Below are 16,531 nucleotides of genomic sequence, written 5' to 3'. Positions count from 1 at the left end.
AACGAAAAAAACAACTTCCATTTAAGGACCATTTTACCATATCTCATTCATCATTTATACCATTGTGTATAATTAAGGCAAATGATCTTCATTTGGCCTCCTCATACTGTAAGAACCTGTCTATCTGAGAAGTTCCAACACATAATTTGGCATTCCATTCATCACTCACATACGTCAATTTCGTTAACTATTCCCTAAAAAAGTCCTTGGGTTATATTAAATGACAAACACGTTTCCAAACGATAAGATATATATTATCAGGTTCCTTTTCCTGTTTCATTGAATAGGTACATTTTTTTAGTGCCATATACTTATTGGGTTCTTGCAAAATAGTAAGGAGGAAACAATGAATATCAAAATAAATAATATACCGGGCTTCATGCAAGCCGAACTCGAACAACTTCAATCAACATTGTCCCCCTTGTTGAAGAAAAATATGAAATACGGTTTTTTTTCGACTGTGATGATAGGCTTTTCCATCATTAATCTTTTTTTTCTTTTATTTAAGAACGAATCTCTACCCATCTCGAAAATCTCACTTGGAATCTATGCATTGGTGGGAGCTGTAGGATTTGCCTTATTAAAAGAAAACAAACACAACCAAAGAGAAATAGTGAAAATGAGTCAAAAATATATGTTGGAGAGAATCAATAAAAGCGGCTATTTAACAGATGCCAGAAAAAATAACTACTTTAAAAGAGTAAACGAGCATCCGATTACTGCCATGAATGTTTTTTTGGAATTTCTCGCTGAAGAACAACAATGGAAGAACAAATCCTCACACCCGGAATAAATAAAAGGAAGTTCGCAAATCTCATAACTTTATCGGTCGTCCAAAAAGTCATCACAAATAAAACAACGCAACCAGTATGATCCGGTATAACTCCCGAATCACACTGGTTGGTTGCTTAAGTGCTAATAATCTTACAATTCTCCATGAACGTTTCTTACTTAAGTGCATTCCTATTGACAGCTAGTTAGTTCCGAAGGTTATTTTCAATGAGCTCATGAAAATAAACTGCAGCATGTTCAGTTGGAGAAAAGATGCCATTTGTAAATGCCTCGGAACTTAATCCTTTTTGCAATTTTTCCACCAGTTCAAAATCTTCCTGCCGTACTTGATCAACAAATTTAAAGTATTCTTCTTTTTCTTTGGTTGTTTTTTCATCAAGGGAGTAATCACGATAAATACCTAACGACGTCTCAGCATCAACAGGAATTACTTGAATGGTATTCACATTCCCGTCTCCTGGATAAACGTTAATCATCATATTTGGCCAAACCCAATAAAAACGCGCTTGGTCACCCTCACCATTCTTGCTTACGGTCATATATTGATAGGTGAATTTGTCGTGTGTCGTTGTGCAAAAGTTTGATAAATCAAAAGATTTTGCAAAGCCAGGATGAGCAATGGAACAATGATCACATTCAAGGTAATTGTCAACAACAGCTTTCCAATTAGCCTTCACTACACGGCGGGTTTCCCTAACTAGTTTCAGTGAATCAAAGAAGGGATACTCTTTCATTTCCTTTAAAAATTCCTGATATGCTTCTGCCATGGAAGGTGCATTTTTGTCTAGATTGACAAAAATCATAGCATTCTGAACTTCTAAGCTTATGGATTTCATACAGCTGTGCATGCCCAAATCACTCGTTTTGAAATTAGGAGCTCTATATACACTTCCATCTAATTTGAACGTCCATCCATGATATCCGCATTGTAAAATTTTTTTATTTCCTTTATCGGAGTTTTCTACTTTCATTCCGCGATGAGGGCAAATATTGTAGAAAGCACGCAGTTCACCATCGGTGCCGTGAGAAACGATAATAGGCTCTCCGGCGATATCCAATGTCATGAAATCGCCCACTTTTTCAACTTGGCTTGCATGTCCCGCTAATATCCAGCTCTTTTTAAAAATTTTTTTTCTTTCTTCATTGAAGACCTCTGGGTCGACATACCGTGAATAAGGGAGTGTAGGGCTGAACTGTACATTTTCTTTAGTGGACATATTAAAATCCCTCCTGAATTATGAACTGATTAAAAGTTTAAAAAAGCTTGGTACGATTTGTTGTTATACCCGATCCATATAGACTGTCTTGACTTCTGTATAGAATTCAACGGCACTCTTCCCTTGTTCACGGCTGCCTGTACTTGAATTTTTACAACCGCCAAATGGCATTTGCGGTTCAGTGCCTGCTGTTTCCGAATTGACATGGACAAGACCCACTTCGACATCTTCAATAAACCTTTGAGCCGCCGTTAAATTATTCGTGCAAATTGCTGCGCTCAATCCATACTCTGTATCATTCGCCATCATAACTGCTTCCTCATAATTTCCTGCCTTAAACAGGGCGATGACCGGTCCAAAGATTTCTTCACGTGCAATGCGGGCATGCCGCTCAACATTTTCGAAGATGGCCGGTCGGACATAATAACCGTTCGTCAATTCCTCATCAGTCGGAATCTCTCCTCCACACAATAGCGTTGCTTCCGATTTCCCGGCATCAATCATTTCAAGAACGCCATCGCGCTGTGATTTAGATACAGCGGGACCAATATATGTTTCTTCGTTGAGCGGGTCGCCCACTTTTAATTCTTTCGTACGGGCGACTAGCCGGTCACGGAATGCTTCATATATTCCTTCTTCGACAATCACCCTGCTAGTGGCTGTACATTTTTGCCCAGTGGATTTAAAAGCTCCTCCTATCGCTATTTCCACTGCTTTTTCAAGGTCAGCATCAGCAAGTACGACAAGCGGGTTTTTCCCTCCCATTTCCGCTTGCACTTTCTTCCCATGATCAATCGCTTGTTTTTGAATTTGCTGACCTACTTGATTCGAGCCGGTAAAAGATATAGCCTTCACATCCGGATGTTCCACTAATGCAGCACCAATGACGGACCCCCTTCCGAATACACAATTCATGACACCAGGCGGAAGACCAGCTTCATCAAATGCTTTTATCACATGATAGACCGACTTAGGTGTAAGATCAGCCGGTTTAATCACGACTGTATTTCCGTAAATCAAGGCCGGCGCCAATTTCCATACAGGGATGGCGATTGGAAAGTTCCATGGTGTAATCAACCCCACCGGACCGAGCGGGGTACGGGTAGTGTATAAAAATGTATCGGCATTCGCAGAAGGAATTACTTCTCCGATTGGCTGCCGTGCTTCAGCAGCATAATATTCAAGAATGCTGGCAGCCCGATTGGCTTCCCCCATCCCTTCCAAGAATGTTTTTCCTTCTTCTTTTATCAAATCTTGACCTACTTCCTGCATATTCTTTTTCAATATCTCTGCCGCTTTCTGCAAGTATGAAGCCCGTTGCTGAAACGATAGTTTTTTCCAAGCAGGAAATGAATTTTTTGCGGCAGCCACTGCATCATGTAAATCTGCGGCTGCACTGGATGGAAATTCCCCTAAATTTTCTCCATTATGAGGACTAAGGTTTTCCTTATACTCCCCAGTAGTTGGTTCTTGCCATTTTCCATTAATATAATTTAAGTAACGCATACGATTTCCCCCCACATTCTATTGATGGTAGATTTTCTTTAAGGTTGCACTTCGTCGGCATATGAACAATAATTTCTATTGAATGAAATCATTGGGCTGTTCATTCGATAATGCCGGAACCTCTATTTTCCTTCTCGTATATCTAAAATAGTAAAATATATAGCAAGCAACGACGAAACCCAATCCCCAATACAACGAGGTTCTCTGTGTCGGATCATATGCGGTGAACACGAAAATACCTAGACACATAAGGATGCAAAGAATCGGAGCAAACGGGAAAAATGGTACTCTAAATTTCAAATTTTCAACCTTTCCTCCTTCTCTAATATACTGTTTACGGAATCTATACTGTGCGAATGCAATCGCCATCCAAGTAAGCACCCCTCCAACCCCGCTTATGGAAAGCAGCACAACGAATAACGTTTCTTCCGCTACTACACTGGTAAGTAGTGACAGCAAGGCAAAGACCATGGTGACGAGTAAGGCATTAAAAGGTACACCGCGCCGATTGAGCTTTCCAAATGCAGAATGCGCCATCCCGTTTTGGGAAAGGGAGAAAAGAATCCTGGTACAAGCAAACAGACCCGTGTTTCCAACAGAGAGAACAGCTGTCAAAATAACAAAATTCATAATGTCAGCTGCATAAGGAATGCCTACCATTTCGAACACGGTAACAAATGGGCTTTCCAGCACACCGACTTCTTGCCACGGAACGATAGCCGATAGAACAAAGATTGCCAACACATAGAAAAGCAGAACACGTATTACGATGTTTCGAATCGCTCTCGGAATGCTTTGTTGCGGGTTTTCTGTCTCTCCTGCTGCAACACCCATGATTTCCGATCCCTGAAATGCGTATACGACTGTCATCATCGATATAAATACACCAGTGAATCCTGTAGGGAACAGTCCATCACCTATAAAATTGGATAAGAACGGGGCTGGTTGCGCATCCCCCATTTGAATCAATCCAAACATCGCTGCCGCACCGATTATTATGAATAGAATAACGGCAAGTACTTTAATCCCGGAGAACCAATACTCTGTCTCTGCGAAACTTCTTGTTGTTAATGCATTTATAGTGAATAAAAGTACCGTGAATATCACACACCATATCCATACTGGTATATCGGGAAACCATCTAGTCATGAGCAAACCGGCCGCTACAAATTCCAAGCCTACGTAAAGAGCCCAGCTCAGCCAGTAAATCCAGCCAATTACAAAACCAGTGGCGGGTCCAATAAATTTTGTTGCATGGACCTGAAAGGAACCGGACACAGGCATCACAACCGATAATTCACCAAGACAAATCATCGCCAAGTACATTAATAAACCACCCACCAAATAGGCAACAATCGCTCCTGAGGGCCCAGCTTCACTGATTGCATATCCTGATCCCAGGAAAAGACCTGTTCCAATCACCCCACCTAAGGAGAGCATGAATAAATGTCTGCTCTTCATTGAACGCTGTAATTCTTTTGGCTGATTTTCATTTTCTGTTTGCATGAATTCCCCCCCGTTTCTGATCGATAAACTGCCTAAACAGATTTATGTTTAACACAAGTTAACGGGAAATCCCCGATAACGCTTCGGATGGCCCGGCATATTCCGGCAGGTCGCTGATTTTAGGTTTAAATATTTCATAAGCTACTTCTCTTTGATATTTATTTTGGTTTTTAGCTTGTGTAAACAAGTGATACGTATTTTTCCTGCAAAGTTTTTCTATATCATCAATGACAGCTTGTGGATTCGGTTTAACTAGACCGAAAATAACCACTTCATAAAATCTTATCGCCCCCAGGTTGGCAACGAAATCATTGACAACATCAATTCCTCTTTGTTTTATGATTTCGTCTCCCTCAGAAGAAAGGGGAATGTTTGCCGCCTCCACAATCAAGCTCGCTTTTACGCTTTTAGCATTAGATCTATGGATGACATCCTCCAGTGCGGACGGAATTAAAATGTCGCACTCTATATCGAGCCATTCCGTGTTTGGCCTTACATCATAATGCGGTTCAAAAAAGGCTTTATCCATTTCTCCGTATATATTCTTATGATCAATGAGTTTTTGGACATCCAATCCTTCTTCACACGTTACCAAAAGAGCTGCATCGGAAATTCCCACAACTTTATAGCCTAATTGGGACATTTTCAATGCGCAGCTTGCTCCTACACAGCCGAACCCTTGAATGACAACCCTCGCTCCACCTTTTCCGCTTTTAAATTTCCATGCCTCATCTGCGGAAAATGCAACACCATACCCTGTTACCACATCGTTCAAAAACAACCCGTCGATTTTTGTCGTCAACAGTTCATCGAAGTCTTTTATCCCTTGCAGAACGTTCGGGTTTTGCTTCATTGATGCCGTTAGTGGGATATCGATACCAAATTCATTAAATATTTTGAGCACATCTTCATATTTGGTACCTAAATCACTGCCTAAAGATACCCCTATATCTATATAAGGCATCATCGCAATCAGAAATCTTCTTAACACTGCATATGCATCTGGCGCTTTGTAATCATAGGCAATGCCCGCTTTACAACCGCCAGTCGTCTCAGACTCACAAGCTACATACTTATAAGCCATAGCCTCGGCCAGCCTTTCGACTTCTCCTCTTGTAACCGTTGGGTGCATTCTTGTACCGCCGCCAGTATAGCCTTTTACAAAGTTATGGACGACCAGCCAGCCTTTTGCATCTGTTTCCGTATCATTCCATTCAACAACTAAATATGGTTTTAACAACTATGAAACCTCCCTTAAATATCTTCCTTTTAGTGGATCCTGCTAACCTTCAATGCAAACAATATAAAGCAGCCATGCAGGCAATTAATTGTTTGACACCAGGTTTTCGTGTACTTTCTTCTTGTCTTGGCCTACAGATAGAATCTTTGGATTGACTGCAACCTCGATTACAGACGGCAGCCCAGAAGCAATCGCCCTTTGCAGCGCTGGCGCAAAATCACTATTTTTTTCAACCTTTTCACCATGTGCTCCAAATAAGCGGGCCAATTCGGCAAAATCAGGATTAGACAAGTCAGTTCCAACGACCCGATTTGGAAAATGCCTTTCTTGATGGACACGAATTGTTCCGTAAATATTATTGTTGACAACAATAGATATGGTTGGAATTTTATACCTTACAGCCGTTTCAATCTCTTGGAGAGTCATCATAAAGCCGCCATCTCCTGAAATTGATACAACCTGTTTGTGAGGCTGCGCCAGCTTTGCCCCAATAGCAGCAGGCAGTCCATATCCCATCGCACCCGACGTAGGCCCTACGTATGTGTTTTCTTGTTCGAAACGGTAATATTTTGATAACCATCCAAAAAAGTTACCAGCGTCATTAGTAATGATGGTGTCTTTCGGCAGACAGACGGCAAGATCATGCATCAATCCGTCCATATCCACGAATTCTTCCGTATAGTCGGCCTTCGGTTCAGAAAATTCCAAATATTTATCGTGCAATTCTTTCAAATGATCTTCGCTTGAAATAATAGATTCAGGTTCAGGAACTTGTATAGCTTGTTCCAGAAAGCTTCTGGCATCTGCTTCAATGGCAAGAGTAGGTGCATACACTTTACCAAAAATATCGGGACAAATATCCACATGGATCAGCTTTGAATTTTTAGAAAGCAATGTGTAATCTTGTGTTCCTACTTGAGAGAATCGTGTCCCCAATGCCAAAACTACATCTGCATCCCGGATTGCATCAAGTAAATATTGTGGTGTCCCAAACCCAAGCCATCCTGCATAGCAAGGATGTAAGTTCGGAAATGCGTCAAATCGACGGAAAGCTGTAACGACTGGAAGTTTCATTGCCTCCGCAAACTGTACAAGCAACCTGTGGGCCTTGGCATGAATCACACCACCGCCTGCAATCAAAACGGGACGCTCCGCGTTTCGTATCATATCCATCGCCTGCTTCACATCTTCCATATGTGGTTGAGGAGGAAGCGAGCGATAAGACGGTTTTATGTTCAACTCTGCCTCATCTTCTAACATATCATGCGGCAAAGCCACCAATACAGGGCCCGGACGCCCCGATCGAGCAATGTGGAAAGCACGTTGCAATAATTCCGGAATCCTTTCCACACGATCGATCTCTACCGTCCATTTACATAAATGACTGAAAAAACCCGTCAAATTCACTTCCTGAAATGCTTCCTTTTCTTTAAAAGGGCGTTCGACTTGCCCAATAAGCGCAACCAAAGGGGTTGAGTCTTGCGCGGCAGTATGAATGCCGATAGCTAAGTTTGTCGCACCCACTCCACGCGTTGCCATACAAACTCCTACCTCACCCGAAGCCTTGGCATACCCTTCAGCCATAAAAGAAGCACCCCCTTCATGCCTGGCGGAAATAAGTTCTATTTCAGGATGTCGATATAGTGCGTCCATTACACTAAGATAACTTTCACCAGGTACACAAAAAGCTTTTTTTACCCCTTCTTTAGCCATTACTTCTACAACTGCTCTTCCTCCACTGACTTTCATAATCAAACCTCCCGCTATCAAGTACGTGTTATATGTTCTAGTCATTTATGATTCTATTAATATTGGACTCATTTTCCACTATCAGTTAACTAGTTTTGTCCATTCCTGAAACTTGTTTATTATCCTCTTCCATCCCAATTGATGTCTTTCTTGTAACGGCACTCACTCCCAACGTTACTGCAATGTTGATGAATAATACAGCTAACCCTACATCAAGGTCTTGTATTGCTTGTGGTAGAGATGGAAATAAAGTAGCGAGTGTCGTACCTGAAGTCGTCGAGTATATGACAACTAAAATTCCAATGACCATTCCTGCAAAAGCTCCTTGAACGGTAACGGGATTCTTTTTCCATAGACTGAAAAATAGTGCTGGGAACAACTGTGCCATGAAGCTATATGCCATTAGATACAACGTAAAGATCGACTCCCCGCCATTGAACGTAAAATATAGAGTCACTATAGAAATGACAGGCACTAACATCCTGCTCAGTCTTTGAAGCTGTTCATCTGAGGTTTTCGGCTTCCACACCTTATATACATTTTTTGAAAGGATTGTGGCAGTAGCCGTCAACACCAGTGAACTAGGTATAAGGGCGGCCATCGCCCCTGATGCTCCGATAACTCCAACAAACCAGGGATCAAATGACATCTTCGCCATTTTAAATAATGCTAAGTCTGCTTCTGCCCCCTGTAAATTCGGAACTTGGAGAATCGCAGAAAAACCAATAAATAACGAAAAAATGATGATTACTTGATAAATTGGCATAACCCCAGCATTCCAACGAAGTGATTTTGGGCTTTTTGCAGAGAATACTCCAGCCAACATATGAGGAAACATATAGAATGCCAGTGCTGTCATAATCGTAGCTGAAATAAACCAAGAGATACTCAAACCTTGTTCCGGGAAAATCAAAAATCCTTGTTTTGCAGTATCGATTGCTTCAAACATCGGCTGTAAACCACCGTAATAATGAATAGGAAAATAAATCCCCATGAAGACGACAACAGTCAGAATCATGATATCTTTAATGACCGCGGTCCACGCCACTCCATGCATCCCTGAAGCAGTTACATAAATTGTAATTGCAATGACACTTACAACTATAGCCACATTGGGCGAAATGGACCCATAAGAGGCTTCCGATACGATAATTCCTAACCCTTTCAACTGCATGATCAGATATGGAATGATTGAAATGACGCTAATTACCGCCACAAGAACTCCTAAAGCCGGACTCTTATACTTTTTATCATAAAAATCAGATTGTGATATGACATTATTTTTTTTGGCATATCTCCAAATAGGCGGCAACAGCCAATAGGCGATTACAAAATAGAAGCAATTGAAAGCGTATAAGGCAGGAGGCATACCTGATCTATAAGCTCCTCCGCTTGCACCCAAAAACGTATATGTCGTAAACATTTCACCTGCTATCAAGAAGAAGAGCAAAAAGCTGCCGAAACCCCTTCCGCCTATAGCCCATTGTTCCAAACTCATATTTTTACCTTTTCGAGCTTGAAGCCCTAACCAAATACACAGTACTAGAAAGAAAAGGATAACAAGCAGGGCTTCATTCATCAGTCTTCTTCCTCCTCGGTTGCAGGATCGAGTTTATTAGCAATGATTAAAAACACTGATGTAAGACAAACCCATAATATAGCCCAAAAAAGAACAAATGGCATCCCTAAAACATAAGGTTCAATCCGATTGATAACCACAAGCGAGCCAAGTGCCGGTATCGCACTTATCACATAGATTATTTTCTTCATTTGTTCACCGTCCTTACCCAAATGCCAACTTGAACCATCCAATCCTCACTTTTCTGAAAAAACAGATAATTCATTCTTAATTATTACATTGACAGCCCTTTAGTTAAGGGCTCATTTACAGCCCAATTCGGTTTCAGGCCTGTAAGAACTTGTTCCACTTGCATCGCTGCATGTACAGCCATGCGTATCGAGCCTTCCTTCGTCAATGCCGCATTATGAGGACTGACTATCACATTATCCAATTTAAACAGGGGATTCCATTTATCGGGAGGCTCAACTTCAAATACGTCTATTCCAGCGCCGGCAATCTGTCCCGCTTGCAAAGCATTCACTAAATCATTTTCCTTCACCACACCGCCCCTGGAAGCGTTTACAAAATAGGCAGAAGGTTTCATCCAGGAAAACTCACGGCTTCCTATTATCCCTTTTGTCGTTTTCGTTAACGGCAGATGCAGGCTAATAACATCAGAGCTTCTGAATACCCATTCTAAATCTTTTACTATCTCCAACTCTGAATTCGTTCTGGCTGTAACATAGGGATCGTAGCCAATCACTTTCATACCGAAGCCTTGGAAAGCCTTTTTTGCCAGTATTCTACCGATCCTCCCCAGTCCGATAATCCCCAATGTCTTGCCTTCCAAGTCCATGCCAAAAAGTTGATTACGAATAGCAAAATTCCCGCTGCGCAGTTCTTTATCAGCCAAGCTCAAGTTTTTCGACAATGATAAAATTAATGCCATTACATGTTCAGCTACAGAATTCGCATTTGCCTCTGGGGTATTTGTTACATAAATGCCGCGCTCTGTAGCAGCTTCGATATCAATATTGTCCAAGCCCACACCATACTTGGCAATCACTTTGAGGTTTTCAGCTGCTTGAATCACTTCTTTATTTATTACAGCCGTAGATCTCGTTAGCACTGCATCACAATCCTTGATTTCTTCCATAAGTATTTCTTGCGCCAGATCAGCCCCCACTTTAATCTTATAGCCTTTTTCTACTAAATAATTTTTCCCCTCTCTCTCAATATCTTGAGGAATATACACTAAATGACTCACCTTCACACCAACCTTTCTTATGAACCTGAAGGAAAAATCTTTCCTACTGCATTGTTATACATACAATTATTGTGCCAACATAAAAAACATCAGTTTATACAGGAAAGTAGCCAGTTAGTCCATATATTAAGACAAAAATAAAGTTAACAAATTGTTTCAAAATGAATTATTTAGTCTCATTATGTTTCAATTTGTTTCAATATTCAGGTTTTTCATTTTTCTCCATAAAGTCGTGCGACTCATCCCTAACTCAAAGGCAGCTTTTCCTTTATTAAAATTAACCTTAATTAACATTTGAACAATTCTTTCACGCTCGGATACATGCATCTCAGATGACATATCCATCAATTCGTCTCGTTCCGACAGCTGCATTTTCTTTTTATTTCTATTTGGAAAATACATTTCAATATCGTATATATCAATTAATTTGTCTTTATAAAGAGCGCATAATCGCTCACAAAAATTTTGCAATTGGCGAATATTCCCTTCCCAATTCTCTTCGCTCAGCTTTTTCATGGCAGTATCCGTAATCTTAATTTGTTTATGATCCGAATGACTTTTCTGAATAAAAGCATTCACCAATAACGGAATATCTTCTCTTCGTTCCCGAAGTGGAGGCAATACAAGGTCCAGTACACTCAAGCGATAATATAGATCCTCCCGAAAATCATTACTTTTCACCATTTGCATGAGGTCTTTGTTCGTTGCCGACACAATTCTCACATCAACCGGTATTACTTTATCATCACCGATGCGCATGATTTCCCGCTCTTGGAGGACACGTAGCAGCCGGCTTTGCATTTTTGGGGAGATTTCGCCTATTTCATCTAAAAAAATCGTACCTCTATGAGCCAATTCAAAAAATCCTTGCTTTCCGCCTTTCATTGCTCCCGTGAAAGCTCCTTCTGCATATCCGAAAAGCTCACTTTCCAATAAATTTTCGGGAAGCGCCGCGCAATTAATGGCAACAAACGGGTTATTTTTCCGGTTGCTATGATTATGTATGCTTTGGGCGAATATTTCCTTGCCCGTTCCAGTTTCTCCAATTATAAGAGTGTTTGAATCTACTTCACTATAACGTTGAGCTGTTTCAATCGTCCTCTTAATTTCTGGACTTCGATACAATATATCATCAAATGTGTACTTAGCCACATGTCCGCGTGAATGAAGTTTTCTAAAGAACTTCCCTTCCATCTCTTGAATGCGGGTAACATCTTGAAAGGCGACCATATCCCCCACTTTTTTACCTTTTAAAAATATCGCAACTTTTTTGACCGATAATTGAATCGATTGGTAATCAACGGTATCTTTTTCATATTCACCGTCGCTTAAAAGCATATTTCGAAATTTCCCGGGCTTTATTATGTCATATATAGAATTTCCAATTAAGCTTCCCTTGGAAATGGATAATATCTCCTGAGCAGCCGTATTAAATACAGATATTTGTCCTTTTAAATCTATAGCAATGACCCCTTCATAGGCATAATTAAGAATCGTTTGGTAACGCTTGGTCTTCTCCTGTTCCCTTCTGCTAACAAGTGCTACTCTTTTCGCCTCAATTAATGCCTGCCGAAATGATTCCTTTCCAGTGTCAACCAGAATGGCTCCCAACCCTATCTCTTCAGCATATTTACAAGTACTTAAACCACTCAACACAACCTCACAGCCCTCTCTGGCTGCCAAATCCACTAAACTGACTGAAGACTCGATATCGTTTAATATATAGGACTGAATTGGCAAATCAACAATATCCGAAAGGTTCTCAACGCCATAAATCATGTTTAACGCTCCTATAACGGCCACTTTTTTACTTCCAAAACGTGCCTTGCAATCATACAGGGAACGAATAAGGTCAATACCTTGTACAGGTATATCAACGATAGGAATGAATTCATTGCTTTCTTTTAATAGTTTCGTGATTAATCCCCTTGAGATGATCACATCAGCATCCAGCTTCAACTTCCCAATCTTATCGGCATCCTCAACTACCTCCTCTAAAACAAACTTCACTGAACCGTTATCATTGTTATCCGATTCTTCCAACTTATTGAATTCCTCAAATCTTTCAAAAGCATCCGTAATATACCCTTTTCGAGGAACAACGAGTTTTATTTTTATCAAAACACCCACCTCCAACGTAAATCATTTTAGTTTATTGGATATAAGCTCAAGCAACCTGTTACTTATTCTACATCTAGTCATACAAGGACTTTTATTATCTGGTAAGTTAAGAATGCCGTAAAGGTTTTCATTCATAGCTAGGAGAAGTAATGTCTTTAGTCCAATTGAGACTTTGAAAATAGTCATTCTGCATTTTATTTGGCTATTAGATATATCACTTTATAAAATGACTTTGAAAAATAAAAAACCCTTTATCGTGGGTTTTTTCATCATAAGAATTTCGATTGGTTTTTAATATGGTCATTCAGGTCATCACATTAAAGCTTGCTTTTCTTCACTAAAATACGCTTATTAACATTATCATCAGTATAATGATTCTTAGGTGAAAATCACATGAAAAAATCCTTTTTAATTTCTTAAAGTGGCATCGCCTATACTCTTTTCCATGATTCCCCTTCCTTTCTCGGTAATAGGACTATATTTAATTCTTCATACAAATGTGGAATTCCTTTTGATTTTATAGTAACTGACAATAAAATTAGTCTACAATCATATTAACCCCGTTCAAGAAATCCTGAACGGGGTTTTTCAATAAATATTTTTTTGAGTTTTTGCGGCCATTGAACTGTTATCAAACTTCGTAAATCTTTTCATTCAAGGTCGCTTTCCTTACGAACTTAAAAAGGATCTGCAATGACAAGGATTTTCCCTGCTTTAATATCCTCCACATAATGCTCGACTTCGGCTTCCTCCAGTCCAATATCCAATAATGGCTTTCTCAATCCTCCTGCTCCCGATGCTGCCCCGGCTGCGGCTCCGCCAAAAGTGGCGAAAATCGGTCCTGCTGCCAATATCGGACCAATTCCCGGTACGGCCAATGCACTCATTCCAATAAGCAGGCCTGTTAATCCGACAGCTCCGCCGGCGGCTGCCCCAGCCACTAATCCATCAGTCTTTGCCGGGGCGACTTCCTCGGCTTCACTGGGTAATTTATCAATGTTTTTTGCCACTACTGATATTTGATCGGATGTATATCCTTGTTCCTTTAAGTTTTCGACAGCTGAAGTCGCTTCAATTGCATTTTCATATATTGCTATAAACCTCTTGTCCATGGTATCTGCTCCTTTAAAAGTAATGTATAATACAATACCCTTAATTGAGTTTTAATAACCTTCCATGAAGGAAATGAAATTCATTCCCGGATTTGCCCCTGGCCGTAAATGAAGTACTTACTTGATGTCAAGGCAGGTAAACCCATTGGTCCACGTGCATGCAGCTTTTGTGTCGAAATGCCGATTTCTGCACCATAACCAAATTCAAAGCCGTCGGTAAAACGGGTGGAAGCATTGTGATAAACTGCTGCGGCATCTACTTTATTCAAAAATGCGAAAGCGTTTTGTTCATCCCTCGTCAGGATTGCTTCAGAATGCTTGGTACCGTATCGGTTAATGTGTTCAATCGCATCGAATACACCTTTTACGGTTTTCACGCTGATTTTTAAAGCCAGGTACTCCGTTGACCAATCTTCTTCCGTAGCCGTTTTCGCTTTTGGAAAGGAGCTGCAAACCGTTTCATCCCCATATACTTCAATACCTTTTTCGTCCAGGAGTTCCAACATGCGTACTCCGTTTTCTTCAAACCATTTTTCATGAATCAGAAGCCCCTCGATGGCATTGCAAACGGATGGTCGCTGAGTTTTACCATTTAAGACAATTTTCTCGACCATCGTGATATCTGCAGTCTGATCGATGAAGATATGGCAGTTGCCTGCCCCTGTTTCAAGAACTGGTACAGTGGACTCCTTAATGACAGTTTCAATTAAATTCTTACCTCCGCGTGGAATCAAAACATCTAAATACTCATTAAGATGAAAAAGTTCCTTAGCGGTTTCACGACTCGTATCTTCGATCAACTGAACAGCTTCCACAGGAATTTCCGTATTCTCTAAAGCCTTGTGAATGGATGAGACTAGTGCCATATTGGAGTTTTTGGCGGATGAGCTTCCTCTTAATAGGACGGCATTCCCCGTTTTCAAGGACAATGTAGCTGCATCGATGGTCACGTTAGGCCTGGCTTCATAAATCATCCCGATTACACCGATTGGCACCCGTAATTTTTTAATCAATAAACCATTCTCTTTTTCAATCGTCTCCAATTGTTCCCCAACCGGATCCTTTAAATCGATTAAAAGCATAATGGCCTCAGCCATGTCGTCAATACGGGTAACATTTAACATAATTCGATCCAATGTAGACTCACTGAAGCCTTTTTTCCTGCCTTCTTCCAAATCCTTTTGATTTTCTTTTATCAAAAAATCTTTATCGATAATAAGTTGATTGGCAATGTTTCTTAGTGCCTTGTTCTTTTGTTCCGTACTTAATCCTATTAACTGATAACTGGCTTTTTTGGCTGCCTTTCCTTTCGCCGTCACTTCACTCATTTCCAAATGCCCCCTTTTCCTCCATTAAATTTTGATTTTTTATGCTTTCACCCATTTATCACGATGAATCACTTCCATGGAAGTGATCACAAGCTCGGATGTTCTCTTCCCCATCGCCTGTTTTAATTCTTCGTCGGAATAAAGGACCTCGCCCCGACCCAATAATCCATTTACGCCATAAACTTCGACAACATCCCCCTTATTGAAGATTCCTTTAATTTCATAAATTCCAGCTGGCAGCAGACTGCTGCCATTTGACACTAAAGCCCTTTCGGCACCTTCATCAATGAAAATTTTCCCGGATACTTGTGAATGAAGGGATATCCATTGCTTGTTTTTCGTTACCGTCGTCAAGACATCATTCCCAATATACGTGCCATCACCTTTGCCTTCAAGGATTGTCAGAAGTTTATCACTCCCATAACCTGAACCAATGAATACTTTCACACCTAGAGACAATGCAGTTTGCGCTGCAATCAGCTTAGATTTCATACCCCCGGTCCCGACATTGGATCCTGCACCTTCTGCCATTTGCAATAAATCCGCCGTTACTTCGGATAGCTTATCAAACCGTTTCGCCCCTGGATTTGTCTGTGGATTGGAATCATAAAGCCCATTAATGTCCGTTAATATGATCAAATTGGTGGCGTGGACCAACCCGCTCACTAAAGCGGATAGCATATCATTATCACCAAAAGTCAACTCCTCGACCGATACCGTATCATTTTCATTAATAATCGGAAGGATGCCGCGTTCAAGCAATTCCATCAATGTTGCATAGGCATTTTCATATCTATCCTTTTTCGAGAAATCTTTCCTAGTTAACAAAATCTGTGCAGGGACGATTCCAAAATGTCCCAATTGCTCCATATATGATTGAATCAATAGGCTTTGCCCGACCGCTGCAGCAGCTTGTTTTCCCTTGAGAGTGACAGGTCTCGTAGGATAGCCGAGCTTGCGAAAACCTGTTGCTACAGCACCTGATGAAACAAGGACAACTTCATGTCCGGCTTTCCTTAAAGCTGCCACTGCCTGAATATGATCGGAAAATTTATTTTGGTCGATTTCACCTTTTGTGTTGGTCAAAGAACTACTTCCTATCTTTACAACGATGCGTTTCTTTTCCATCGAT

The 16,531-nt window shown here is 40.7% G+C and carries 13 protein-coding genes; 1 reads left to right on the top strand and 12 read right to left on the bottom strand.

The features are described 5' to 3' along the window. The first annotated feature begins 346 nt into the window (after window positions 1–346). Window positions 347–793, top strand: coding sequence for a DUF5392 family protein (locus ACQKNS_RS15345; protein ID WP_427644041.1), 447 nt, complete (start codon window positions 347–349; stop codon window positions 791–793). Window positions 794–977: 184 nt separating this feature from the next. Here the strand turns inward: ACQKNS_RS15345 and ACQKNS_RS15340 are convergent, their stop codons facing one another. The 12 genes from ACQKNS_RS15340 to proB all read right to left on the bottom strand — a co-directional run bounded on the left by ACQKNS_RS15340 (window position 978) and on the right by proB (window position 16,527). Next, on the bottom strand, window positions 978–2,009 hold the full coding sequence (locus ACQKNS_RS15340; protein WP_427644039.1) for an aromatic ring-hydroxylating oxygenase subunit alpha: 1,032 nt from the start codon (window positions 2,007–2,009) through the stop codon (window positions 978–980). A 63-nt stretch (window positions 2,010–2,072) separates the two neighbouring features. Further along, the gene (locus ACQKNS_RS15335) at window positions 2,073–3,515 is read right to left on the bottom strand and encodes an aldehyde dehydrogenase family protein (protein WP_427644037.1); all 1,443 of its coding nucleotides are present in this window, start codon (window positions 3,513–3,515) and stop codon (window positions 2,073–2,075) included. A 75-nt stretch (window positions 3,516–3,590) separates the two neighbouring features. Then, the gene (locus ACQKNS_RS15330) at window positions 3,591–5,021 is read right to left on the bottom strand and encodes an amino acid permease (protein ID WP_427644035.1); all 1,431 of its coding nucleotides are present in this window, start codon (window positions 5,019–5,021) and stop codon (window positions 3,591–3,593) included. Window positions 5,022–5,079: 58 nt separating this feature from the next. Continuing rightward, a complete protein-coding gene (locus tag ACQKNS_RS15325) occupies window positions 5,080–6,261 on the bottom strand; it encodes a Glu/Leu/Phe/Val family dehydrogenase (RefSeq protein ID WP_427644033.1) in 1,182 nt (393 codons plus the stop codon). Between the two features lie 84 nt (window positions 6,262–6,345). Then, on the bottom strand, window positions 6,346–8,010 hold the full coding sequence (locus ACQKNS_RS15320; RefSeq protein ID WP_427644031.1) for a thiamine pyrophosphate-dependent enzyme: 1,665 nt from the start codon (window positions 8,008–8,010) through the stop codon (window positions 6,346–6,348). An 85-nt stretch (window positions 8,011–8,095) separates the two neighbouring features. Next, window positions 8,096–9,589 carry a sodium:solute symporter family protein gene (locus ACQKNS_RS15315; protein WP_427644029.1) on the bottom strand — a complete coding sequence of 498 codons (1,494 nt, stop codon included), beginning with the start codon at window positions 9,587–9,589 and terminating at the stop codon, window positions 8,096–8,098. Continuing rightward, window positions 9,589–9,780: a DUF3311 domain-containing protein gene (locus ACQKNS_RS15310; RefSeq protein ID WP_034307824.1), complete on the bottom strand. Its 192-nt coding sequence runs from the start codon at window positions 9,778–9,780 to the stop codon at window positions 9,589–9,591. The genes ACQKNS_RS15315 and ACQKNS_RS15310 overlap by 1 nt, the downstream gene beginning before the upstream one ends. 83 nt (window positions 9,781–9,863) lie before the next feature. Further along, a complete protein-coding gene (locus ACQKNS_RS15305) occupies window positions 9,864–10,838 on the bottom strand; it encodes a hydroxyacid dehydrogenase (protein ID WP_427644027.1) in 975 nt (324 codons plus the stop codon). A 186-nt stretch (window positions 10,839–11,024) separates the two neighbouring features. Then, window positions 11,025–12,959 (bottom strand): sigma 54-interacting transcriptional regulator, encoded by a 1,935-nt coding sequence (locus tag ACQKNS_RS15300; protein ID WP_427644025.1) that lies wholly within the window; start codon window positions 12,957–12,959, stop codon window positions 11,025–11,027. A 677-nt stretch (window positions 12,960–13,636) separates the two neighbouring features. Beyond that, entirely contained in the window at window positions 13,637–14,071 is a 435-nt protein-coding gene (locus ACQKNS_RS15295; protein ID WP_427644023.1) for a general stress protein, read from the bottom strand. 80 nt (window positions 14,072–14,151) lie between these two features. After that, window positions 14,152–15,399, bottom strand: a complete 1,248-nt coding sequence (locus ACQKNS_RS15290; protein WP_427644021.1) for a glutamate-5-semialdehyde dehydrogenase — start codon at window positions 15,397–15,399, stop codon at window positions 14,152–14,154. Window positions 15,400–15,438: 39 nt separating this feature from the next. Further along, a complete protein-coding gene (proB, locus tag ACQKNS_RS15285; protein ID WP_427644019.1) occupies window positions 15,439–16,527 on the bottom strand; it encodes a glutamate 5-kinase in 1,089 nt (362 codons plus the stop codon). Window positions 16,528–16,531: the final 4 nt, after the last annotated feature.

It is taken from the genome of Peribacillus sp. NPDC094092 (genome assembly GCF_050279365.1).
Classification (GTDB): Bacteria; Bacillota; Bacilli; order Bacillales; family DSM-1321; genus Peribacillus.
Note: the sequence above shows the minus strand (reverse complement) of the source record. Positions and strands in the feature narration are given on the sequence as shown.

What these genes read in the sequence shown, in the direction of transcription:
- ACQKNS_RS15345 (WP_427644041.1), top strand. Translation starts at nt 347, where the DNA reads ATGAATATCAAAATAAATAATATACCGGGCTTCATGCAAGCCGAACTC.
- ACQKNS_RS15340 (WP_427644039.1), bottom strand. Translation starts at nt 2,009, where the DNA reads ATGTCCACTAAAGAAAATGTACAGTTCAGCCCTACACTCCCTTATTCA.
- ACQKNS_RS15335 (WP_427644037.1), bottom strand. Translation starts at nt 3,515, where the DNA reads ATGCGTTACTTAAATTATATTAATGGAAAATGGCAAGAACCAACTACT.
- ACQKNS_RS15330 (WP_427644035.1), bottom strand. Translation starts at nt 5,021, where the DNA reads ATGCAAACAGAAAATGAAAATCAGCCAAAAGAATTACAGCGTTCAATG.
- ACQKNS_RS15320 (WP_427644031.1), bottom strand. Translation starts at nt 8,010, where the DNA reads ATGAAAGTCAGTGGAGGAAGAGCAGTTGTAGAAGTAATGGCTAAAGAA.
- ACQKNS_RS15315 (WP_427644029.1), bottom strand. Translation starts at nt 9,589, where the DNA reads ATGAATGAAGCCCTGCTTGTTATCCTTTTCTTTCTAGTACTGTGTATT.
- ACQKNS_RS15310 (WP_034307824.1), bottom strand. Translation starts at nt 9,780, where the DNA reads ATGAAGAAAATAATCTATGTGATAAGTGCGATACCGGCACTTGGCTCG.
- ACQKNS_RS15295 (WP_427644023.1), bottom strand. Translation starts at nt 14,071, where the DNA reads ATGGACAAGAGGTTTATAGCAATATATGAAAATGCAATTGAAGCGACT.
- ACQKNS_RS15290 (WP_427644021.1), bottom strand. Translation starts at nt 15,399, where the DNA reads ATGAGTGAAGTGACGGCGAAAGGAAAGGCAGCCAAAAAAGCCAGTTAT.
- proB (WP_427644019.1), bottom strand. Translation starts at nt 16,527, where the DNA reads ATGGAAAAGAAACGCATCGTTGTAAAGATAGGAAGTAGTTCTTTGACC.